The sequence below is a fragment of the Streptomyces reniochalinae genome, from assembly GCF_003323735.1.
GTDB lineage: Bacteria > Actinomycetota > Actinomycetes > Streptomycetales > Streptomycetaceae > Streptomyces > Streptomyces reniochalinae.
In genome coordinates this window covers 390913-408445 of record NZ_QOIM01000038.1, presented here as the reverse complement: position 1 = coordinate 408445, position 17533 = coordinate 390913, and the positions used below count along the sequence as shown (strand labels likewise).

16 protein-coding genes are annotated in these 17533 nt (G+C 73.9%); 8 read left to right on the top strand and 8 right to left on the bottom strand.

The annotated features are described in order from the left end of the window. Positions 1-154: 154 nt before the first annotated feature. Positions 155-1612, top strand: a complete 1458-nt coding sequence (locus DQ392_RS21280) for an aminotransferase class V-fold PLP-dependent enzyme (protein ID WP_114017225.1) — start codon at positions 155-157, stop codon at positions 1610-1612. Positions 1613-1715: 103 nt separating this feature from the next. Here DQ392_RS21280 and DQ392_RS21275 read toward each other — a convergent pair whose 3' ends face one another. Next, positions 1716-2027 carry an NmrA family NAD(P)-binding protein gene (locus DQ392_RS21275; RefSeq protein ID WP_114017224.1) on the bottom strand — a complete coding sequence of 104 codons (312 nt, stop codon included), beginning with the start codon at positions 2025-2027 and terminating at the stop codon, positions 1716-1718. 60 nt (positions 2028-2087) lie between these two features. Beyond that, on the bottom strand, positions 2088-3341 hold the full coding sequence (locus DQ392_RS21270) for an MFS transporter (RefSeq protein ID WP_181856509.1): 1254 nt from the start codon (positions 3339-3341) through the stop codon (positions 2088-2090). Positions 3342-3435: 94 nt separating this feature from the next. On the opposite strand from DQ392_RS21270, the gene DQ392_RS21265 reads away from it, so the two are divergent. After that, positions 3436-4365 (top strand): LysR substrate-binding domain-containing protein, encoded by a 930-nt coding sequence (locus DQ392_RS21265; RefSeq protein WP_114017223.1) that lies wholly within the window; start codon positions 3436-3438, stop codon positions 4363-4365. Positions 4366-4606: 241 nt separating this feature from the next. On the opposite strand, the gene DQ392_RS21260 is transcribed toward DQ392_RS21265, so the two are convergent. From DQ392_RS21260 to DQ392_RS21245, 4 genes are all read right to left on the bottom strand, one after another. Beyond that, positions 4607-4975 (bottom strand): hypothetical protein, encoded by a 369-nt coding sequence (locus tag DQ392_RS21260; RefSeq protein WP_114017222.1) that lies wholly within the window; start codon positions 4973-4975, stop codon positions 4607-4609. Further along, a complete protein-coding gene (locus DQ392_RS21255) occupies positions 4972-5373 on the bottom strand; it encodes a hypothetical protein (protein ID WP_245981719.1) in 402 nt (133 codons plus the stop codon). The genes DQ392_RS21260 and DQ392_RS21255 overlap by 4 nt, the downstream gene beginning before the upstream one ends. Positions 5374-5511: 138 nt before the next feature. Further along, positions 5512-5793, bottom strand: coding sequence for an Lrp/AsnC family transcriptional regulator (locus DQ392_RS21250; protein WP_114017221.1), 282 nt, complete (start codon positions 5791-5793; stop codon positions 5512-5514). Beyond that, positions 5790-6524 carry a rhomboid family intramembrane serine protease gene (locus tag DQ392_RS21245; protein WP_245981717.1) on the bottom strand — a complete coding sequence of 245 codons (735 nt, stop codon included), beginning with the start codon at positions 6522-6524 and terminating at the stop codon, positions 5790-5792. The genes DQ392_RS21250 and DQ392_RS21245 overlap by 4 nt, the downstream gene beginning before the upstream one ends. A gap of 208 nt (positions 6525-6732) precedes the next feature. Here DQ392_RS21245 and DQ392_RS21240 point away from each other — a divergent pair, with 208 nt between their 5' ends. The 5 genes from DQ392_RS21240 (at position 6733) to DQ392_RS21220 (ending at position 12723) form a co-directional block, all read left to right on the top strand. Further along, positions 6733-6972 (top strand): hypothetical protein, encoded by a 240-nt coding sequence (locus tag DQ392_RS21240; protein WP_114017220.1) that lies wholly within the window; start codon positions 6733-6735, stop codon positions 6970-6972. Positions 6973-7027: 55 nt separating this feature from the next. Beyond that, positions 7028-8461 (top strand): NYN domain-containing protein, encoded by a 1434-nt coding sequence (locus DQ392_RS21235; RefSeq protein WP_114017219.1) that lies wholly within the window; start codon positions 7028-7030, stop codon positions 8459-8461. 446 nt (positions 8462-8907) lie between these two features. After that, on the top strand, positions 8908-9939 hold the full coding sequence (locus DQ392_RS21230) for a C40 family peptidase (RefSeq protein ID WP_114017337.1): 1032 nt from the start codon (positions 8908-8910) through the stop codon (positions 9937-9939). A gap of 292 nt (positions 9940-10231) precedes the next feature. Next, positions 10232-11290, top strand: a complete 1059-nt coding sequence (locus DQ392_RS21225) for a C40 family peptidase (protein ID WP_181856508.1) — start codon at positions 10232-10234, stop codon at positions 11288-11290. A gap of 149 nt (positions 11291-11439) precedes the next feature. Then, positions 11440-12723: a nuclear transport factor 2 family protein gene (locus tag DQ392_RS21220; RefSeq protein WP_114017218.1), complete on the top strand. Its 1284-nt coding sequence runs from the start codon at positions 11440-11442 to the stop codon at positions 12721-12723. Here the strand turns inward: DQ392_RS21220 and DQ392_RS21215 are convergent. Then, entirely contained in the window at positions 12662-14131 is a 1470-nt protein-coding gene (locus tag DQ392_RS21215; protein ID WP_245981716.1) for a glycosyltransferase 87 family protein, read from the bottom strand. The two genes, DQ392_RS21220 and DQ392_RS21215, sit on opposite strands and share 62 nt — an antisense overlap. 77 nt (positions 14132-14208) lie before the next feature. Between DQ392_RS21215 and DQ392_RS21210 the strand changes: the two genes are divergently transcribed. Continuing rightward, positions 14209-15351 (top strand): glycosyltransferase family 4 protein, encoded by a 1143-nt coding sequence (locus tag DQ392_RS21210; RefSeq protein WP_114017216.1) that lies wholly within the window; start codon positions 14209-14211, stop codon positions 15349-15351. A gap of 104 nt (positions 15352-15455) precedes the next feature. On the opposite strand, the gene DQ392_RS21205 is transcribed toward DQ392_RS21210, so the two are convergent. Continuing rightward, positions 15456-17267, bottom strand: a complete 1812-nt coding sequence (locus DQ392_RS21205) for an AMP-dependent synthetase/ligase (protein ID WP_114017215.1) — start codon at positions 17265-17267, stop codon at positions 15456-15458. Positions 17268-17533: the final 266 nt, after the last annotated feature.

Sequence of the window (17533 nt, the reverse complement as noted above, 5' to 3'; positions counted from 1 at the left end):
GGCCGGCTCGGCCCCTTTCCCGTCCGCCGCCAGGCGCGCGGCGATGCCGTCTGCCCGCCGGGCACGCAAGGCGCTGACGTCTGCGTCCGACAGCGAGGCGGTGCCGTCGCCGTCGTCGCCGTTCGTCGTTCACCCCTGCCCATGGAGCTTCCCCATGCCGTTCAATGCCACTTTTGCCCCGGTTGATCCGTCCTGTACGCGGGCGGCGGCCTCCGCGCCTGAGACGTCGCCGGCCTCCGCCGAGGGGGCGGGCGGACCCCTTCCCGTTCTCGGCCGTGACGTCCGCGTCCCCCTGGTCACCGGCGGGGAGGTGACCTACGCGGCGCTCGACTACGCGGCGAGCGCCCCCGCACTCCAGCGGGTCTGGGACGACGTCGCCGCGTACGCGCCCTACTACGGCAGCGTGCACCGCGGGGCGGGCCACCTCTCGCAGCTGTCGACCGAACTGTTCGAGGACAGCAGGCGGACCGTCGCGGAGTTCCTCGGGTGCCGCGAGGGCGACCAGGTGGTGTTCACCCGGGCGACCACCGATTCCCTCAACCTCCTCTCGGCGGCGCTGCCGCAGGGCACGAAGGTGTTCGTGTTCGAGACCGAGCACCACGCCTCTCTGCTGCCGTGGCGCGCGCACGACGTGACGTACCTGGACGCGCCGCGTTCCCCCGAGGCCGCCGTCGCCACGCTGGAGTCGGCGCTGCACGGCGCACCCGCCGGGCCGAAGCTGGTGTGTGTGACCGGAGCATCGAACGTCACCGGAGAGGTGTGGCCGGTCCGCGAGCTGGCGCGGGCGGCGCACCGGCACGGGGCGCGGCTCGTGCTGGACGCGGCGCAGCTCGCCCCGCACCGGCCGGTCAGCCTGGCCGAACTGGAGGCCGACTGGGTGGCGCTGTCGGGACACAAGCTGTACGCGCCCTTCGGTGCGGGCGTCCTGGCGGGCCGCGCGGACTGGCTCGTCCAGGCGGAGCCGTATCTGGCGGGCGGCGGTGCCAGCCGCCGGGTGGCGCGCAGCGCGGACGGCGGCGTCGAGGTCGAGTGGCACACCACCGCCGCCCGGCACGAGGCCGGTTCGCCCAACGTCATCGGCGCCTACGCCCTCGCCGCCGCCTGCCGCGCCCTCACGGAGGCGGGGTTCGACGGCCTGGTCGCCCGCGAGGAGGAGCTGCTGGCCCGGCTGCGTGCCGGTCTCGCCGACGTCCCCCAGGTGCGTGTCCTGTCCCTCTTCGGCGAGGGCGCCGACCAGGTGGGCGTGGTCTCGTTCGTCGTGGAGGGGTGGAACAGCTCGCACTTCGCGGCGGCGCTGTCGGCCGAGTACGGCATCGGTGTGCGGGACGGCCTGTTCTGCGCGCATCCGCTGCTGCGCACCCTCCTCGGCAGGGAGGGCGACGCTCCCGGCGAGTGCGGGGCGCCCGAGGCCGCGCCGGGCTCCCCGTCTTCGGCCGGAGAGGCCCCCACGCTCAACGCGGTCCGGGTCAGCTTCGGCGCCGGGACGCCCGACGAGCACGTGGACCGGTTCACGGCCGCGGTACGGGAGCTGGTGCGGAACGGAGCGCGGTGGAACTACCGCACCCAGGAGGGGCGTTGTGTCCCCGAGGCCCCGGACCCCGCCGCGGGCTGAAACGACGTGCCGCCCGCCCGCTTCGCCGCGCGCTCCCTCGCATTTCCGCCGCCCGGCGGACCGGTCCAGCAGGCCGTGGCTCAGGGGGCCGCCGCTCAGTAGGTCACCGTGGAACGGGCCCCGTGGTGCTTCGGCCGCTCGGTCCCCGCCTTCGGCCCTTTTCGGCCGGGAGGCGCCCCCCCGGTCCAGCAGGGCGAGGGCGAAGTCCTCCGCGCAGATGGCGGAGCGGTCCGCCTCGTAGACCGGCAACGTGTCGGCGCCCGGCCGGCGGCGCCCGGTGCGCGGCGCCCGGGTGCAGGGTGGGGGAGCGGGCCGGGTCGCGGACGACGGCGCTGACCTTGTGGCCGCGTGCGAGGGCCTCGGCGGCGACCCGGCTGCCGGCGTTGCCTGCCGCGCCGAGGACTGCGATGCGCATGGTGTCGAACTCCTCGACAGCAATGCGGATTTGTCGATGAGTAGAGCTGTCGATGTGACGTCAGCGTGAGCGGGCGCGCGCGGTGCTGAGCCGCTCCAGGCCCCACACCGCCAGCGCGGCCGCCGCGAGGCCCGCGCCCTGCAGGCACACCCCGCTCCAGCCGGCGCGCGCCCACACCAGGGCGGTCAGCGCCGAACCCGTGGCGCCGCCGATGAAGAAGCTGGTCATGAAGACGGAGTTGAGGCGGTTGCGGGCCTCGGGGCGCAGCGCGTAGAGCACCGTCTGGCTGCTGTTGAGGACGGCCTGCTGTCCGACGTTGAGCGCGACGATGCCCACCGCAAGCCACGGCAGTGACCCCGCGCCGGCCAGGAGCAGCAGCCAGCCGCCGCCCAGCGTCGCGATGCCGCACCCGGTCACGTACTGCACGAGCCCCCGGTCGTTCAGCCGCCCCGCGAAGGTCATCGTCACCACGCCGACGACACCGAGGAGGCCGAACAGCCCGATCCGCGACTCCGACCAGCCGAAGGGCGGCCCGGCCAGCAGGAACGTCAGCGCGGTCAGCTGCACGCTGTAGGCCGCCAGGGACAGGGCGCCGATCGCCGACCGCCAGCGCAGCAGCGGCTCCTCGCGCAGCAGGGAGAGCGAGGAGCGCAGCAGCGCCGGATACGACAGCCGGGCGCAGGACCGTACGCGCGGCAGGTGACGGTGGAGGAGGAGGGCCATCACGGCCACCGGTATCGCGCTGACCCAGTAGACGGTGCGCCAGCCGCCCAGTTCGGCCAGTACGCCCGAGACGGTGCGGGCCAGCAGCCCGCCCAGCAGCACCCCGGACATCACGGTGGCCACCGCACGGCCGCGCGCCTCGTCCGGCACGAGGGCGGCCGCGTACCCGACCACGACCTGGGCGCCCACCGCCGTCAGCGCGACGGCGACGGTGCCCGCGAGCAGCAGCGGTCCCGTGGGCGCCGCGGACGTCAAGGCGAGGAAGGCCGCGGTCGCCGCCAGCAGCCCGACGGCGAGGCGGCGCCGGTCGAGCACGTCGCCGAGCGGGACGATCAGCAGCAGGCCGAGCGCGTAACCGGCCTGCGAGGCGGTCACCACGAACCCCGCCAGGGCGGCGCTGACGTGCAGGTCGCGGGTGATGAGGTCGAGGAGCGGCTGGGCGAAGTAGTTGCCCGCGCAGGAGAGTCCGGTGGCGACGGCCATCAGGAGCAGCAGGCCGCGGCGGGGCGTCGGAGGAGTCTGCTCGCGGGGGTCCCCGGGTGAGGCCGCGGGTGCCGTGCGGGACCCGGCCCGTGGTGCGGTGTCGGTCATGTCCTCAGGCTGCGGCGCCCCGGTCGATGAGTCCAACACATCCTTGTCATGCGAACGATCGCGAAACGAGATGGATGTTCGTAGGCTCGCGCGCATGGAACTCCAGCAGCTGCGCTACGTCGCCGCCGTCGCCGACACCGGTGGCTTCACCCGGGCCGCCGAACGCTGCCACGTCGTCCAGTCCGCGCTCAGCCACCAGATCGCCAAGCTGGAGAAGGAGTTGGGCGCGCGGCTGTTCGAGCGCACGAGCAGGAGCGTGCGGCTCACCCACGCCGGCGAGGCGTTCCTGCCCGCGGCGCGGCAGTCGCTGGAGGCGGCCGACCGTGCCGCCGCCGAGGTCGCCGCGGCCACCGGCGAGATCCGCGGCACCCTCGCGCTCGGCGCCATCAGCACCATCGCCTCCGTCGACCTGCCCCGGCTGCTGCGCGACTACCACCACCGCTACCCGCAGGTGCGCGTCAGCCTGACATCGAGCCGCAGCGAACTGCTGGCGGAACAGGTCAGGCGCGGCACCCTCGACCTCGCTTTCCTCGGAGTGACCCCGTCCTTCCAGGCGAAGGGCGTACGGTCCCGCACCCTGGTGCGGGACCGGCACGTCGTCGTGGTCGCCCCGGGGCATCCGCTGGAGGAGGAGGGCGCGGCGGGACCGCTGGAGCTGGCCCGCCTCGCCGAGGAGACCTTCGTCGACTTCGCCGCCGGCAGCCACGCCCGCGCCCAGACCGAGGAGACCTTCGCCGCCGCAGGGCTCCACCGCGACGTGGCCTTCGAAGCCTCCCACTGGGAGTTCCTCGCCGCCCTCGTCCGCAACGGCATGGCCGTCGCCATGCTCCCCTCGGCCTTCGTCTCCCAGCTCTCCGGACTGCGCGTCCTGCCTGTCCGCGACGGCCCCCGGCGCGAGGAGCGCCTGGTGTGGAGCGCCACCCGGCTCACCCCGGCGGGTGCGGCGTTCCTGCGGGACATGGGGGAGGGCGACGAGGCGGGCCGGGACCCGCGAGCCCCGCAGGGCCCCGGTGGAAGGCCCTGACCGCCCAGCACCCGGCGCGGACAGCCGTCGAGGCCGGCCGCGGCCGACGTGCGGGGGCCGGTCTCGTGTTCCCGGACGAAGACGTCCTCCTGCCGCCTGGCCTTGCCGGATGCGGGCCCGCGGTATGTCGGCGAGCGCCCGTTCGGTCACGGGAGCGGCAGGCACGGTCCGGGGACCGAGGGCCAGTACGCGTTCGCGCCACATGAGGGAGCGGACACCGGACCGTCAGTGGAACCACCCGTCAGGGGAACTCGTGCACGACCTCGATCGGCCCCACGAGGTGGGCGTTGAACTCGGCCAGCTCCTCGGCGGGCACCCACAGCTCCAGGATCGTCTCGCCACCCGCCTGCCGCACGGGATACCGGGTGAGGAAAGCCGACTCGACGGCGAACCGCGTCACGTAGCCCGCCCCGTCGTGCCGGACGTTCCAGTCGCGGGCGATGCGGATCGCGTAGTCCTCGTTCAGCACGGGATAGAAGAGCGGCTGCTCCGGCAGCCGCGGCGGCCACGCCCGCCATCCCGCCTCCCGTACCAGCTCCAGCTCCTTCGGGCCCGTGGGCCGCCACAGCGTGGTCGCCGCCTTCTCCGCCGTCCCCTGACGCGTACTCATCCCGGCACGCTACCGACGCCCGCACGCACGCGACCACCCGATTCCACGGCCCGCGCCAAGGGCGCGCACGTCGCCAGCACGAACACCCCGAACAGCGTGATCGGCAACAGCCCCACAGGCCGCAGCGCCCAGCCCGGGTCCTCGCGCACCCACTGCCAGTCCACGGCCCAGTTGGCCACCACGTCCGCGGCCATTACCGCCCCCGCCAGCCACACCCCGGCGGCGCGCCTCCCCGCGACGAGGACGACCACGAGCGGATCCAGCACCACGAGCCCCACGAAGAACACCTGCCACGGCACGGCAGCGATCGGGGCGTACACGTGGATACCGCCCCGCAACAGGTCGAGCAGGTGGGCGCAGCCCCCTTCGAGGAACCCCACCACGTACCCGGCCGCCACCCACCGCCCCCACCGCGGCACCGACCCCCACCGCACCCGCCGCCCCCGCGACATCACGGGAGAGGTTTCACCAGCGTCTGCACTCGCCGGGCGTGAGGCGCCGCCCGGACCGACGCTCGCCCTCTTCAGGGGGTCGCCTCAGGAGTCCAGGCCGATGGCGAAGGCCGTCTCCAGGTCGTGTTGGGAGTAGGTGCGGAAGGCGATGTGGGTCTCGGTGGACCGCACGCCGGGGACCTTGCTGATGCGGCCGGGGATGATGTCGGCGAGGTCGTCGTGCTCGGCGACGCGGACCATGGCGATCAGGTCGTGGGCACCGGTCACGGAGTAGACCTCGCTGACGCCGTCGATGGCGGCGATCTGCTCGGCGATCTCGGGGATGCGCTCGGTGCTCGTCCGGATGAGGACGATCGATGTGATCACGGCTTGGTCTCTCCCTCGCACGCCGGGGTTGGCCCGGTCACTGTAGCCCGGCGGTAGCTCAGCCATACGAGGAGGAAGCCCAGCGTGAAACCGACCACATGTACGAGGTAGGCGACGCCGGGACCGCCTCCGTCCTGCCGCGTGGCCAGCCACTGGAGGGTGAGCCAGAACAGGAGGACCACCCAGGCGGGGAAGCGCAGCGGGAGGAAGAAGAGGAAGGGGAAGACGCTGGTGACCCTGGTGCGCGGATACAGGTACAAAAAGGCGCCCAGCACGGCGGAGACCGCTCCGGAGGCGCCGACCAGCGACTGGCCGGAGGCGGGGTGCGCCGCCGCGTAGCAGAGCATGGCCACGTAGCCGGCGCTCAGGTAGAGGAGGGCGAAGCGCACCGGGCCCATGCGCTGCTCGACCGCGTTGCCGAAGACGAACAGGAACAGCAGGTTTCCCAGCAGGTGGAGCCAGTTCCCGTGCAGGAACAGCGCGGTCGCAGGCGTCAGCAGCGGGCGCGTGGCGCCGCTCAGCAGCGCGCGGGGCACCACGCCCCACCGGTCGAAGTAGTCGGACTGCGCCTGCGCGAGTGCCCGCCCCGTGCCGTAGGAGGGGACGAGCCCGGAGGCAGGGCCGATCAGGAAGAGCAGGCCGCAGCAGCAGATCAGGGCGTACGTCATGAGGGGGCGCGGCCCCCCGCCGCGGCCCCGGGGCGCGGCGGCGGCGCGGTCGGTGCCGTCCATGCCGGGATCATGACGGCTCGCTGGCTGGGCATGCTCCTCGACACACGCACGGGCACGCGGACGGATCCAGGCCGTAGGGTTGACGGCACGTGACGCCCTCCCGTAGGTCCGCGGCGTGTCCACGAGAGCGCACGGAAGGCGGAAGCGCGCACACCGACCGGTCCGACCCCAAGGAAACACCGACCTCAGGAATCGAGGACTCACGACGATGGCGGTCCCCACGCCCACGGACGAGACCCGCTGGCGCTGCACGCTGTGCGGCAACCTGACCCGGTTCGATGTGACCCGGTCCAGCAAGGTGGTGGAGTACGTCCATCTGGACCTGGCCGGAGCGCCGAAGGTGGAGGAGCGCGAGGTGCTCAGTGAGACCATCGAGTCCGTGCGCTGCCGATGGTGCAACGCCGTGGACCAGATCGAACTGGTGGACCGGCCCAGCGCTCAGGTGTAGGGCTCGGACAGGACAGGGCTCGACGAATCAGGGCTTGAGACGGCAGGTGTGACCGGTGGAGGAACGGACGGGCGGCGAGCCTCGGCGGCCGGAGGAGGCTGCCGACGCGCCCCCGGGACCGGCCGGTCAGGACACGGGCCCTCAGGCGCGGGGCGGCTCCGGCGGACATGACCCGGACCCCGAGGGCCTGGAGCGGCCCCTGCCGGAGAGGGTGCGCCGGCGCGTCGTCGCGTTCACCGGCGACGCGCTGGGCGGGCTGACCGTCGCGGAACTGCCTCCCCCGCTGCGCCAGTACGCACGCTTCACCCCGCAGCGCCGCGTCAAGTTCGGCGGCAACGCCATGGCGGCGGCCCTGGAGTCGGACGCCGTCTTCCGGCAGCGGATCGCCGCCCGGCTGCGCGAGCAGCTGCCCGAGCTGGCGGGCGCGCTGGACGAGGGCACCCCGCCCCCTGCCGCCGACCCGGTCGACGTGGCCGCCGTCGGCTACGTCCTGCGGCCCGCGGGATGGGCGAAGCTCGTCGCCGCGGCGGGTGAGGAGGCCCAGCGGGCGCAGGCCGAGCGGGCCGGCGAGGAGGCGCAGCGCGAGCTGGCCAGGCTGCGCGAGGAGCTGACCCACGCCAGGAGCGCGGCCCGCGACGAGGCGGAGCGCGCGCGGCGTGACGTGGAGGCGCTGCGCAAGGAGCTCGACGGCGCCCAGCGCAGGCTCCGCAGCGCCCAGGCGGACGTGCGCCGCGGTGAGGCCGCGCTGCGCAAGGTGCGGTCCGAGCTGGAGGCGGCGCGGTCGGCCGCGGGCGCCGACAAGGCGGCCTCCGACAGCGAGGTGCGGCGTCTGAAGTCGAGGCTGGCGGAGAGCGAGTCGGCGCTGGAGGCGCAGCGCCGTGCGGCGCGTGAGGGCCGCAGCGTCGAGGACATGCGGGTGCGGCTGCTGTTGGACACGGTGCTGGACGCGGCGCAGGGGCTGCGCAGGGAGTTGGCGCTGCCGCCGTCCGAGTCGCGTCCTGCCGACACCGTCGAGGCGGTGGAGCCGGGCCGGATGTCGCCCAAGGATGTCGCGGCCAGGGCGTTGTCGGCGACGGATCCCGCGCTGCTCGACCAGTTGCTGGCGCTGCCTCAGGCGCATCTGGTGGTGGACGGCTACAACGTCACCAAGACCGGCTATCCCGCGATGCCGCTGGACAAGCAGCGGCTGCGGCTGCTGGGCGGCCTGGCCGGGCTGGCGGCCCAGTCGAACGCGGAGGTCACCTGCGTGTTCGACGGCGCCGAGCTGGCGGCACCGGTGCTGCTGGCGCCGCCGCGCGGGGTGCGGGTGCTCTTCTCCAAGCCGGGCCAGACGGCGGACGAGCTGATCCGCCGTCTGGTGCGGGCCGAGCCGCCTGGCCGCCCTGTCGTGGTGGTCTCCAGCGACCGCGAGGTGGCGGACGGTTGTGCGGCCGCGGGGGCCAGGCCCGTCGCGGCTGCTCTTCTCCTCAAGCGCCTCGCGCGCACGTAGGGCGCCAGGTCCGCCCTCCTCGAACCCCCGTGCGCACGTAGGGCGTCAGGTCCGCCCTCCTCGAACCCCCGTGCGCGCGTGGGGCGTCAGGTCCGCCCTCCTCGAACCCCCGTGCGCGCGTGGGGCGTCCGCGTGTGATCTTCAGCCGGCCCGTCGCCGTGTCACGTGTGCGAAGCGTGAGGCCGCGCTCGCCCTGAGTGGGTTCCGGGTAAAGAATGCGGCCGCGAGACATCTTTTTTCTGGAGGGATTTGCTCCGATCACTACGCGTGGCTAATCTCTGGCCTCGAACCTCCGCTCGGGTGATCACCTATCCGGGGTGACGGCGGAGGACCGCCTCGTTCCGTCGAGTTGAGACTGGCGCCCCTGTCGGGTGGCGCGGTCCGGCGACGCGGAGCCGGAACTGACCGACCGGCAGGCGGCTGAGAGGAAGAAGGAGCTCGCCCCAGTGGCGTCCCACCGTCGTCCCAAGCAGCCGAACCGCGCTCGCGTCAGTGTCCTCACGATGACCGCCGCCGCGGCCGTCGCCCTCACCTCCCAGGCGGCACACGCCGACCCGCAGACCTCCAAGAAGAGCGTCAAGGAGAAGGTCGACAAGCTCTACGAGGACGCTGAGGCCGCCACCGAGAAGTACAACGGCGCCAAGGAGAAGCAGTCCAAGCTCTCCACTGAGGTCGAGAACCTCCAAGACAGCGTCGCGCGTGGCCAGGGCCAGCTCAACAAGATGCGTGACCAGCTCGGTTCCGTCGCCACCGCGCAGTACCGCACGGGCGGTATCGACCCGTCGCTGCAACTCTTCCTCTCGTCCGACCCGGACAACTACCTGGACAGGGCCTCGGCCATGGACCAGTTGAGCACCAAGCAGACGACCGCGCTCAAGAAGATCCAGACCAAGCAGCGGAGCCTCGCGCAGCAGCGCAAGGAGGCCTCAGGGAAGCTGAAGGACCTCTCCAGCACGCGCACCGCGCTCGGCAAGAAGAAGAAGGAGATCCAGGGCAAGCTCTCCGAGGCCCAGACACTCCTCAACTCGCTGACCGCCAAGGAGAAGGCGAAGCTCGCCGCGAAGCAGAAGCGCGCGGACCGCGCCTCCAGCGGCCGTGCCGACCTGGGCGACGTGAAGCCCGGTTCGGGCCGTGCCGCCGCCGCGCTGGCCGCCGCCAAGACGAAGATAGGCAGCCCCTACGTGTGGGGCGCCACCGGGCCGAGTTCGTTCGACTGCTCCGGGCTGACGTCCTGGGCGTACCAGCAGGCGGGTGTCTCGCTGCCGCGGACCTCCCAGGCGCAGGCGAGCGCCGGCACCCGGATCGCCAGCCAGAGCGCGCTCAAGCCGGGCGACCTGGTCCTCTTCTACGGCGACCTGCACCACATCGGGCTCTACGCCGGCAACGGGCAGGTGCTGCACGCGCCGAAGCCGGGCGCCTCGGTGCGCTTCGAGGCGATGGGCAACATGCCCTTCCAGTACGGCGTCCGGGTGGGCTGAGGGCGCCGGCCCGCACGCGGGTGACGGGGCCGCCCGAACGCGGGGGCACGAGCGGGGGACGGCACCGGCCGCCCCACGATCAACAGCCAGTGTGATGACCGCTAAACGTCCTTCGTCCGGGTGAAAGCCTCCGGCGGCCGATGACCCGGGGACCCGCCCGGTGACCTGCGTGATCGCCGAACACCGCACCGCACGCCAGGACTTACCCGCCGTGAGCGGTCCTTTGCCGTCCGTGAGGGCACGGCTACATTCTGCGGGCGCACGTCGCCTAGCGGAAGGAACGCGTCCCCCAGTGGCATCCCACCGGTCTCCCCGACGTACCTCGCCGCCCGCGCAGGGCTGGACCGCGCGGGTCACCGTGCTGTCCGCCGCTGCCGCGGGTGCGGCGGCCGCGCTCACGCCCGCGCCCGCGGGCGCGGAACCCGGCGGTGACAAACCGACCGCCGAGAGCGTCAACGCCCGTATCGACGGCCTCTACGAGCAGGCGGAGGTCGCCACGGAGAAGTACAACGGGGTGGCGGAGCGCGCTGGCAAGCTGCGCGAACAGGTCTCCGACGCACAGGACGCCGTCGCACGCGGCCAGTCGGAGGTCAACCGGCTGCGCGACACGCTCGGCGGCCTCGCGGGCGCCCAGTACCGCTCAGGAGGCATCGACCCGGCGCTGACGCTGATGCTCACCTCCGACCCCGAGGGCTATCTGGACAAGGCCGCCACCCTCGACCGCATCGGCAGCCGCCAGATGCTCAAGCTGCGCCAGCTGAAATCGGCCCAGCGGAGCCTCGAACAGCGGCGCACCGAGGCCGCAGGGAAGGTCGAGCAGCTCGACGGGTTGCAGGACGCGCTCAGCCGGCAGAAGAAGAGCGTGCGCAAGAAGCTCTCGGCCGCCAAGCGGCTCCTGGGCCGGCTCACCGCCGAGGAGCGCGCCGAGCGGGAGCGCGCCTCCCGGGGCGGGCGCGGCGCCGACGGCGGCCCGAAGGTGGGTTCCGGCGGGGCCAAGGCCTCCTCGGGCCGTGCCGCCGCCGCGGCCGCCGCCGCGCGGTCCGCCGTCGGCCGCCCGTACGCGTGGGGCGCGGCAGGGCCCGGCGCTTTCGACTGCTCGGGGCTGACGCAGTGGGCGTACGCGCAGGCGGGCACCTCGATCCCGCGCACCTCACAGGCGCAGCGCTCGGCGGGCCGCCAGGTCCCGCTCGGCGCGGCACGCCCCGGCGATCTGATCGTCTACCGGGACGACGCCAGCCATGTGGCGATGTACATGGGCAACGGGCAGGTCGTGCACGCCCCTCACCCCGGCGCCCCGGTGCGCTACGACCCGGTGGGCATGATGCCGATCTCGTCCGTCACCAGGCCCTGACCGGCCCCTCACCGGCGCACCGGCCCACCGGCCTGCCGGCACCCGCTCTGCCGGCGCACCGACCCACCCGCCTGTCGGCACCCGCTCTCCCGGACCACCGGCCCGCCGGCCGCGGGGGCCCGCGGCCCGCCGCCCGTACCCTCGATGGGGTGAACAGGCCACACGGTGCCCCCGGCGGGCGCGCAGCCCGCCGGGCGCTCGTGCCCGTCCTGCTGTGCGTGCTCGGCGCCTGCGCTCCGGCCGCCGGCGACGCGGGGGACGAGGGCGGCAGCACCCGCCCCTTCCAGGCCGTCCTGGAAGAGCAGGCGGCCGCCGTGCGCGACGGCGACAGGGCCGCCTATCTGGCCACGCTCGACCCGCACGCCGACCGCTACCGTGCCGCACAGCGGCGGGTCTACGCCAACCTGCGCAGGCTCCCGCTGGGGGAGTGGGGCTACCAGGTGGCGCACGTCAGCCGCGACGGCGACGAGGCCGCGGTGGAGGCCCGGCTGCGCTACCGCCTGGCCGGGTACGACCGGGTCGCCACCACCGACACCGAGCGGCTGCGCTTCGTGCGGCGGGACGGCGACTGGCGCCTGGCCCGGGAGGCGTCCGGCAGCGCCACCCAGCTGTGGGAGCAGGGCACGGTGACCGTCGTGCGTGGCGAGCGCTCTCTCGTGCTGGGCGTGGGCAGGAAGCGGTCGGCGCTGCGCGCCCTCGCGGACGCCGCCGACCGTGCGGTACCCGCCGTCGCGCGGACGTGGCCGCACGGGTGGACCCGCCGCACGGTGCTCCAGGCGCCGTCCTCCTCCGAGGCGATGGGCCGCCTGCTGAGGTCTCCAGCCTCCTCCTACGAGGGGATCGCGGCCGTCACCACGGGAGAGACACCGGACGGGGCCGGAGAGGAGGAGGCGCCCGCCGACCGCATCGTCGTCAACCCGCAAGCCTTCGCCGAACTCAGCGAGCAGGGCAGGCAGGTGGTCCTCACGCACGAGACCACCCATGTGGCGACCCGGCGGCAGACGACCGCCGCGACGCCGATGTGGCTCTCCGAGGGGATCGCCGACTGGTCGGGCTACCGCACCGCGAAGCTCACGCCCCGCCGGGCGGCGCCCGAACTCGCCCGCGCGGTGGACGATTGGGACGCGGGCCGTGGCGGGGCCGCGCCGCTGCGGTCGCTGCCCACCGACGGGGACTTCCGCTTCGACAACGACCCCACCCGCCTCGCCCGCGCCTACGAGGGCGGCTGGCTGGCCTGCCGCATGATCGCCGAGGAGTGGGGCGCGGACGCGCTCGTCGCGCTCTACGAGCGGGCGGGCCGTGAGGACGGCGGTGAGAGCGCGGGAGTGGACGCGGCGCTGCGCTCCGTGCTGGGGGTGAGCCGGGAGAGGTTCACCGACCGGTGGCGGGCGTATGTGACGGCGCAGCTGGGCCCGGAGCGGTCCCCGGGCTGAGCGGCCGGGCCCCGCCGGGGCCCCGCATCCCCGGCAGGGCGCCGCCCCGGGCGCCGTCGGGTCCGTGCCGCTCCGCGCCGTCCGCGTCCCCGTCGTCCTGGCCTTCCTCGCCGCCCCGGCTCTCCCCGTCGTCCCGGCCCCTCCGCGTCCCGGCCACCGTCGTACGCCACAGCCGTGCGCAGGCGAGCACGGCGGCGGCCACCAGCAGGGCGTTGCGGACCGCCAGCGCCAGCAGGCCAGGTCCTTCGCCGCCGACCACGTCGGTGAACCAGACGGGGAACTCCAGCTGGGTCAGCCCCGTCGCCGCCAGCACCAGCCAGGCGGGCAGCGCCTGGCGGCCGGTGTGCAGGGTGAGGCAGACGGCGGCCAGCCCGACCAGCCAGATCAGGTACTGAGGAGAGAGCACCCGGCTGGTGACGACGAAGACCAGCACGGCGGCCAGCGACGCCTGCGCCATGGTGTCCGGCGCCCAGGTCCGCGCCCGCAGCCGCCACAGCAGCAGCCAGCCGAAACACGCCCCGGTCACCACCATGGCCGCGTCGGTCACCAGCCACACCCCGGGCCCGACGAACTCCATCGAGCCGTACCGCAGCAGCACCTGGCCGTCCCAGTCGAAGAAGTACCGGGCCGCGTGCAGCGCCAGCGAGCCGACCGACTCCACCTCGGTGCCGCGGCCGCGCTGCCCGGCCAGGAAGTCCAGGGAGCCGGGCATGGCGGCGGCGAACCCGGCGGCCACCGCCAGCACCGTCGCCAGTGCGGTGAGCCAGACGGTGCGGGTGGTACGGCCGCGCCGGGTGCCGAGCAGCAGCAGGACGGGCCACACCTTCACCATCGCGCCGAGCCCGGCCAGCACCCCGCACATCCGGGGGTGGCGGGCGGCGGCCAGCAGCGCGGCCACGGCGAGAGCGGTCACCATCAGGTCGTAGCGCGCGTACGCGGTCGGGCCCAGCAGCGGCACCCCGGCCACCCACGCCCACACGCCGGCCCGGTGGCGCGGCCCGGCCGCGTCGGCGCGGGCGTCGCGCGGGTTGCGGCGCCGCACGCCGTACAGCAGCAGCGCGAGGACCGCCGCGTCGGCGACGCAGGCCAGCACGAAGAAGGCGGAGGCGTAGCCCAGCAGGCCGGCCAGCAGCCCGGGGGAGAGGATGACGAGGGCGGCGGCCGGCGGGTACTGCCAGGTCACGTCCTGCGACGGGAACGCTCCGGCGCTCAACCGCTCGAACCAGCCGTGGTAGATCACCGAGACGTCCGAGGTGATGTCCATGCCGCCGGGCACCGTGAAGACCTTGAACACGAAGGCCAGCAGCACCGCCCGGGTGGCCACCCAGGCCACCGAGGGCGCCACCACGCCACGCCACTGTTTTCCCGGCGTCCTCGGCGTCCTCGCCCTCCTCGTCCCGCCGCGCATCCCGCCCATTCCCTCGCTGTGCCCGCCCGCGCCCGCGCCACCAGCCCGCGCGCCCGCGCGCGGTACTGTCGGCGGCGATGCACAAGACCCTCATCGTCACCAACGACTTCCCGCCCCGTCCGGGCGGCATCCAGGCCTTCCTGCACAGCATGGCGCTGCGCCTGGACCCGTCCCAGGTCGTGGTGTACGCCTCGACCTGGAAGCGGAGCCGGGAAGGTGTGGAGGCCACCGCGGCGTTCGACGCGGAGCAGCCGTTCACGGTCGTGCGCGACCGCACGACGATGCTGCTGCCCACTCCGCGCGTCACCAAGCGTGCCGTCTCGCTGCTGCGGGAGCACGGATGCCGCTCCGTGTGGTTCGGCGCCGCCGCACCGCTCGGCCTGATGGCGCCCGCGCTGCGCGGCGCCGGGGCCGAACGCATCGTGGCGACCACACACGGGCACGAGGCCGGCTGGGCCCAGCTGCCCGCGGCCCGCACCCTGCTGCGGCGCATCGGCGAGGGTACCGACACCCTCACCTACCTCGGCGAGTACACGCGCAGCCGGATCGCCGCGGCCCTCACCCGCCAGGCGGCCGCCCGGATGGTGCAACTGCCGCCCGGCGTCGACGAGAAGACCTTCCACCCCGGCTCCGGCGGCGACGCGGTCCGCGCCCGGCTGGGGCTGACCGACCGGCCCGTCATCGTGTGCGTCTCGCGGCTGGTGCCGCGCAAGGGCCAGGACACGCTGATCGACGCCATGCCCCGGGTGCTGTCCGCCGTGCCCGAGGCCGTGCTGCTCATCGTGGGCGGCGGCCCCCACCGCGCCGGCCTGGAGAAGCGCGCCGCCTTCCACGGCCTGACCGACGCGGTGCGCTTCACCGGGCCCGTGGCGTGGGAGGAGCTGCCCGCGCACTACGGGGCGGGTGACGTCTTCGCCATGCCCTGCCGCACCCGGCGCGGCGGGCTCGACGTCGAGGGCCTCGGCATCGTCTACCTGGAGGCGTCCGCCACCGGCCTCCCCGTCGTCGCGGGGGACTCGGGCGGGGCGCCCGACGCGGTGCTCGACGGCGAGACCGGCTGGGTGGTGCGCGGCGGCGCGCCGCAGGAGGCCGCCGACCGCCTCGTCGAACTGCTGCGCGACGCGGAGCTGCGGGCCCGCATGGGCGCCCGCGGCCGCCGGTGGGTGGAGGAGCGCTGGCGCTGGGACCTGCTGGCGGACAAGCTACGCGCCCTGCTGTGAGCCCGCGCCGGCGGCCGACCCCGAGCCGCACCCGACGGCCGCGTACGCCCGGCCCGGGTACCGGGCCGGAGCGGCACCGTCCCGGCGGACGGGCAGGCGGCGCCCTACCCGGCGTAGATGGCCTCTATCTCGTCGGCGAAGTCCTTGGCCACCACGCCCCGCTTGAGCTTGAGGGAGGGGGTGACGTGGCCGGACTCCTCGGTGAACTGCTCGCGCAGCACGCGGAACTTGCGGACCGACTCGGCCTTGGAGACGGCGCTGTTGCCCTCGTCGATGGCGGTCTGCAACGCGGCGAGGAGATCGGGGTCGGCGAGCAGCTCTTCGTGGCCGAGCTGCTGCTTGCCGTGCTCGGCGGCCCAGCGGGGCAGGAACTCCTCGTCCACGGTCAGCAGCGCGCCGACGAAGGGACGCCCGTCGCCGACGACCATGCACTCGGCGACGAGCGCGTGGCCGCGGATGCGGTCCTCGATGACGGCCGGCGCGACGTTCTTGCCGCCCGCCGTCACCAGGATCTCCTTCTTGCGCCCTGTGATGGCCAGGTAGCCGTCGACGTCGAGGGTGCCGAGGTCGCCGGTGTGGAACCAGCCGTCGGCCAGCGACTCCTCACTGGCCTGCGGGTTGTTCCAATATCCTGTGAACAGGTGCTCGCCGTGCAGCAGGACCTCGCCGTCGTCCGCGATCCGGATGACGGAGCCGGGCAGCGGCTGGCCCACGGTGCCGATCTTGGGCCGGTCGTAGGGGTTGAAGGCCGTCGCGGCGCAGGACTCGGTCAGCCCGTAGCCCTCCAGCACGGTGAAGCCGACGCCGCGGAAGAAGTGGCCGAGCCGCTCGCCCAGCGGGGCGCCGCCGGAGATGGCGTGAGTGGCCCGGCCGCCGAGGACGGCCCGCAGCTTGCTGTAGACCAGCTTGTCGAAGACCTTGTGCTGGAACCTGAGTTTGAGGGAGGGCCCCTCCGGGTCGTCCAGGGCGCGGCTGTAGGCGCCGGCGACCTCGGCGGCCTTGTCGAAGATCTTGCCCTTGCCCCCCGCGACGGCCTGGGCCCTGGCGGAGTTGAAGACCTTCTCGAAGACGCGGGGCACCCCCAGCACCATCGTGGGCCGGAAGGCGCCGAGTTCGTCGGTGAGGGTCTTCAGGTCGGACACGTGGCCGAGTTTGATGGGCGCCATCACGGCCGCGACCTGTACGAGGCGGCCGAAGACGTGGGCGACGGGCAGGAACAGCAGCACCGAGCCCTCGCCCGGCTGGAACATCGGGCGCAGCCTCTCGACGACGTTGCCGCACTCGGCGAAGAAGCTGCGGTGGGTGAGCACGCAGCCCTTGGGGCGGCCTGTGGTGCCGGAGGTGTAGACGATGGTGGCCGGCGAGTCGGCGTCGGCGACGGAGCTGCGCTCCTCCACCGTCTCGTCGGTGACCTGGGCGCCGAGGGCGGCGAGTCGGGCGACGGCGGCCTCGCCTCCCTCGGCGGCGGGCTCGATCTGCCAGACCTCGCGCAGCGCGGGCAGCCGGTCGCGGACGGACTCGACGGCTGCGGTGTGCGCGTCGGTCTCCACGAGGCAGGCGACGGCGCCGGAGTCGCCGAGGATCCAGGAGATCTGCTCGGGGGAACTGGTCTCGTACACCGGGACGGTGACGCCGCCCGCGCTCCAGATGGCGAAGTCCAGCAGCGTCCACTCGTAGCGGGTGCGCGACATCAGGCCGACGCGGTCGCCCGGCTCGACGCCCGCGGCGATCAGCCCCTTGGCGGCCTCGTGGACCTCGGCGAGGAAGCCGGCGGCGCTCAGGTCCTCCCAGCGGCCCTCGCGCTTGCGTCCGATGACGGTCAGGTCGGGATGCTGAGCCGCGTTCCGGCGGATGAGGTCCGTCAGGTTTCCCTCTGCGGGGACTTCGTAGAGGGCCGGAAGGCTGTACTCGCGCAAGACTGCTGCTCCTCGTCGGCGCGCCAAGAGGGGAGGGCCGCGGGGTCGGCCTCCGTTGGCTCGGCTCCCGGTCCGCGGGACGGTCCTGCGATCCCGGAAGAATGACGGCCCGGACGTTACCCATCGGTACGGGCGTGGGGGTAGAGGGTGACGCGTAGATGTCTTGTGCGTCACAGGTGGAGTTGGCCGATATGCAGCCTAGTCGAGGCGTTCGGGGACACGGAAGCCGCGAGGGAAGAGAGCGGTAAGAGCGGGCGTACGGTGCT

What these genes read in the sequence shown, in the direction of transcription:
- DQ392_RS21280 (WP_114017225.1), top strand. Translation starts at nt 155, where the DNA reads ATGCCGTTCAATGCCACTTTTGCCCCGGTTGATCCGTCCTGTACGCGG.
- DQ392_RS21240 (WP_114017220.1), top strand. Translation starts at nt 6,733, where the DNA reads ATGGCGGTCCCCACGCCCACGGACGAGACCCGCTGGCGCTGCACGCTG.
- DQ392_RS21215 (WP_245981716.1), bottom strand. Translation starts at nt 14,131, where the DNA reads ATGCGCGGCGGGACGAGGAGGGCGAGGACGCCGAGGACGCCGGGAAAA.
- DQ392_RS21210 (WP_114017216.1), top strand. Translation starts at nt 14,209, where the DNA reads ATGCACAAGACCCTCATCGTCACCAACGACTTCCCGCCCCGTCCGGGC.
- DQ392_RS21265 (WP_114017223.1), top strand. Translation starts at nt 3,436, where the DNA reads ATGGAACTCCAGCAGCTGCGCTACGTCGCCGCCGTCGCCGACACCGGT.
- DQ392_RS21245 (WP_245981717.1), bottom strand. Translation starts at nt 6,524, where the DNA reads ATGGACGGCACCGACCGCGCCGCCGCCGCGCCCCGGGGCCGCGGCGGG.
- DQ392_RS21275 (WP_114017224.1), bottom strand. Translation starts at nt 2,027, where the DNA reads ATGCGCATCGCAGTCCTCGGCGCGGCAGGCAACGCCGGCAGCCGGGTC.
- DQ392_RS21270 (WP_181856509.1), bottom strand. Translation starts at nt 3,341, where the DNA reads ATGACCGACACCGCACCACGGGCCGGGTCCCGCACGGCACCCGCGGCC.
- DQ392_RS21260 (WP_114017222.1), bottom strand. Translation starts at nt 4,975, where the DNA reads ATGAGTACGCGTCAGGGGACGGCGGAGAAGGCGGCGACCACGCTGTGG.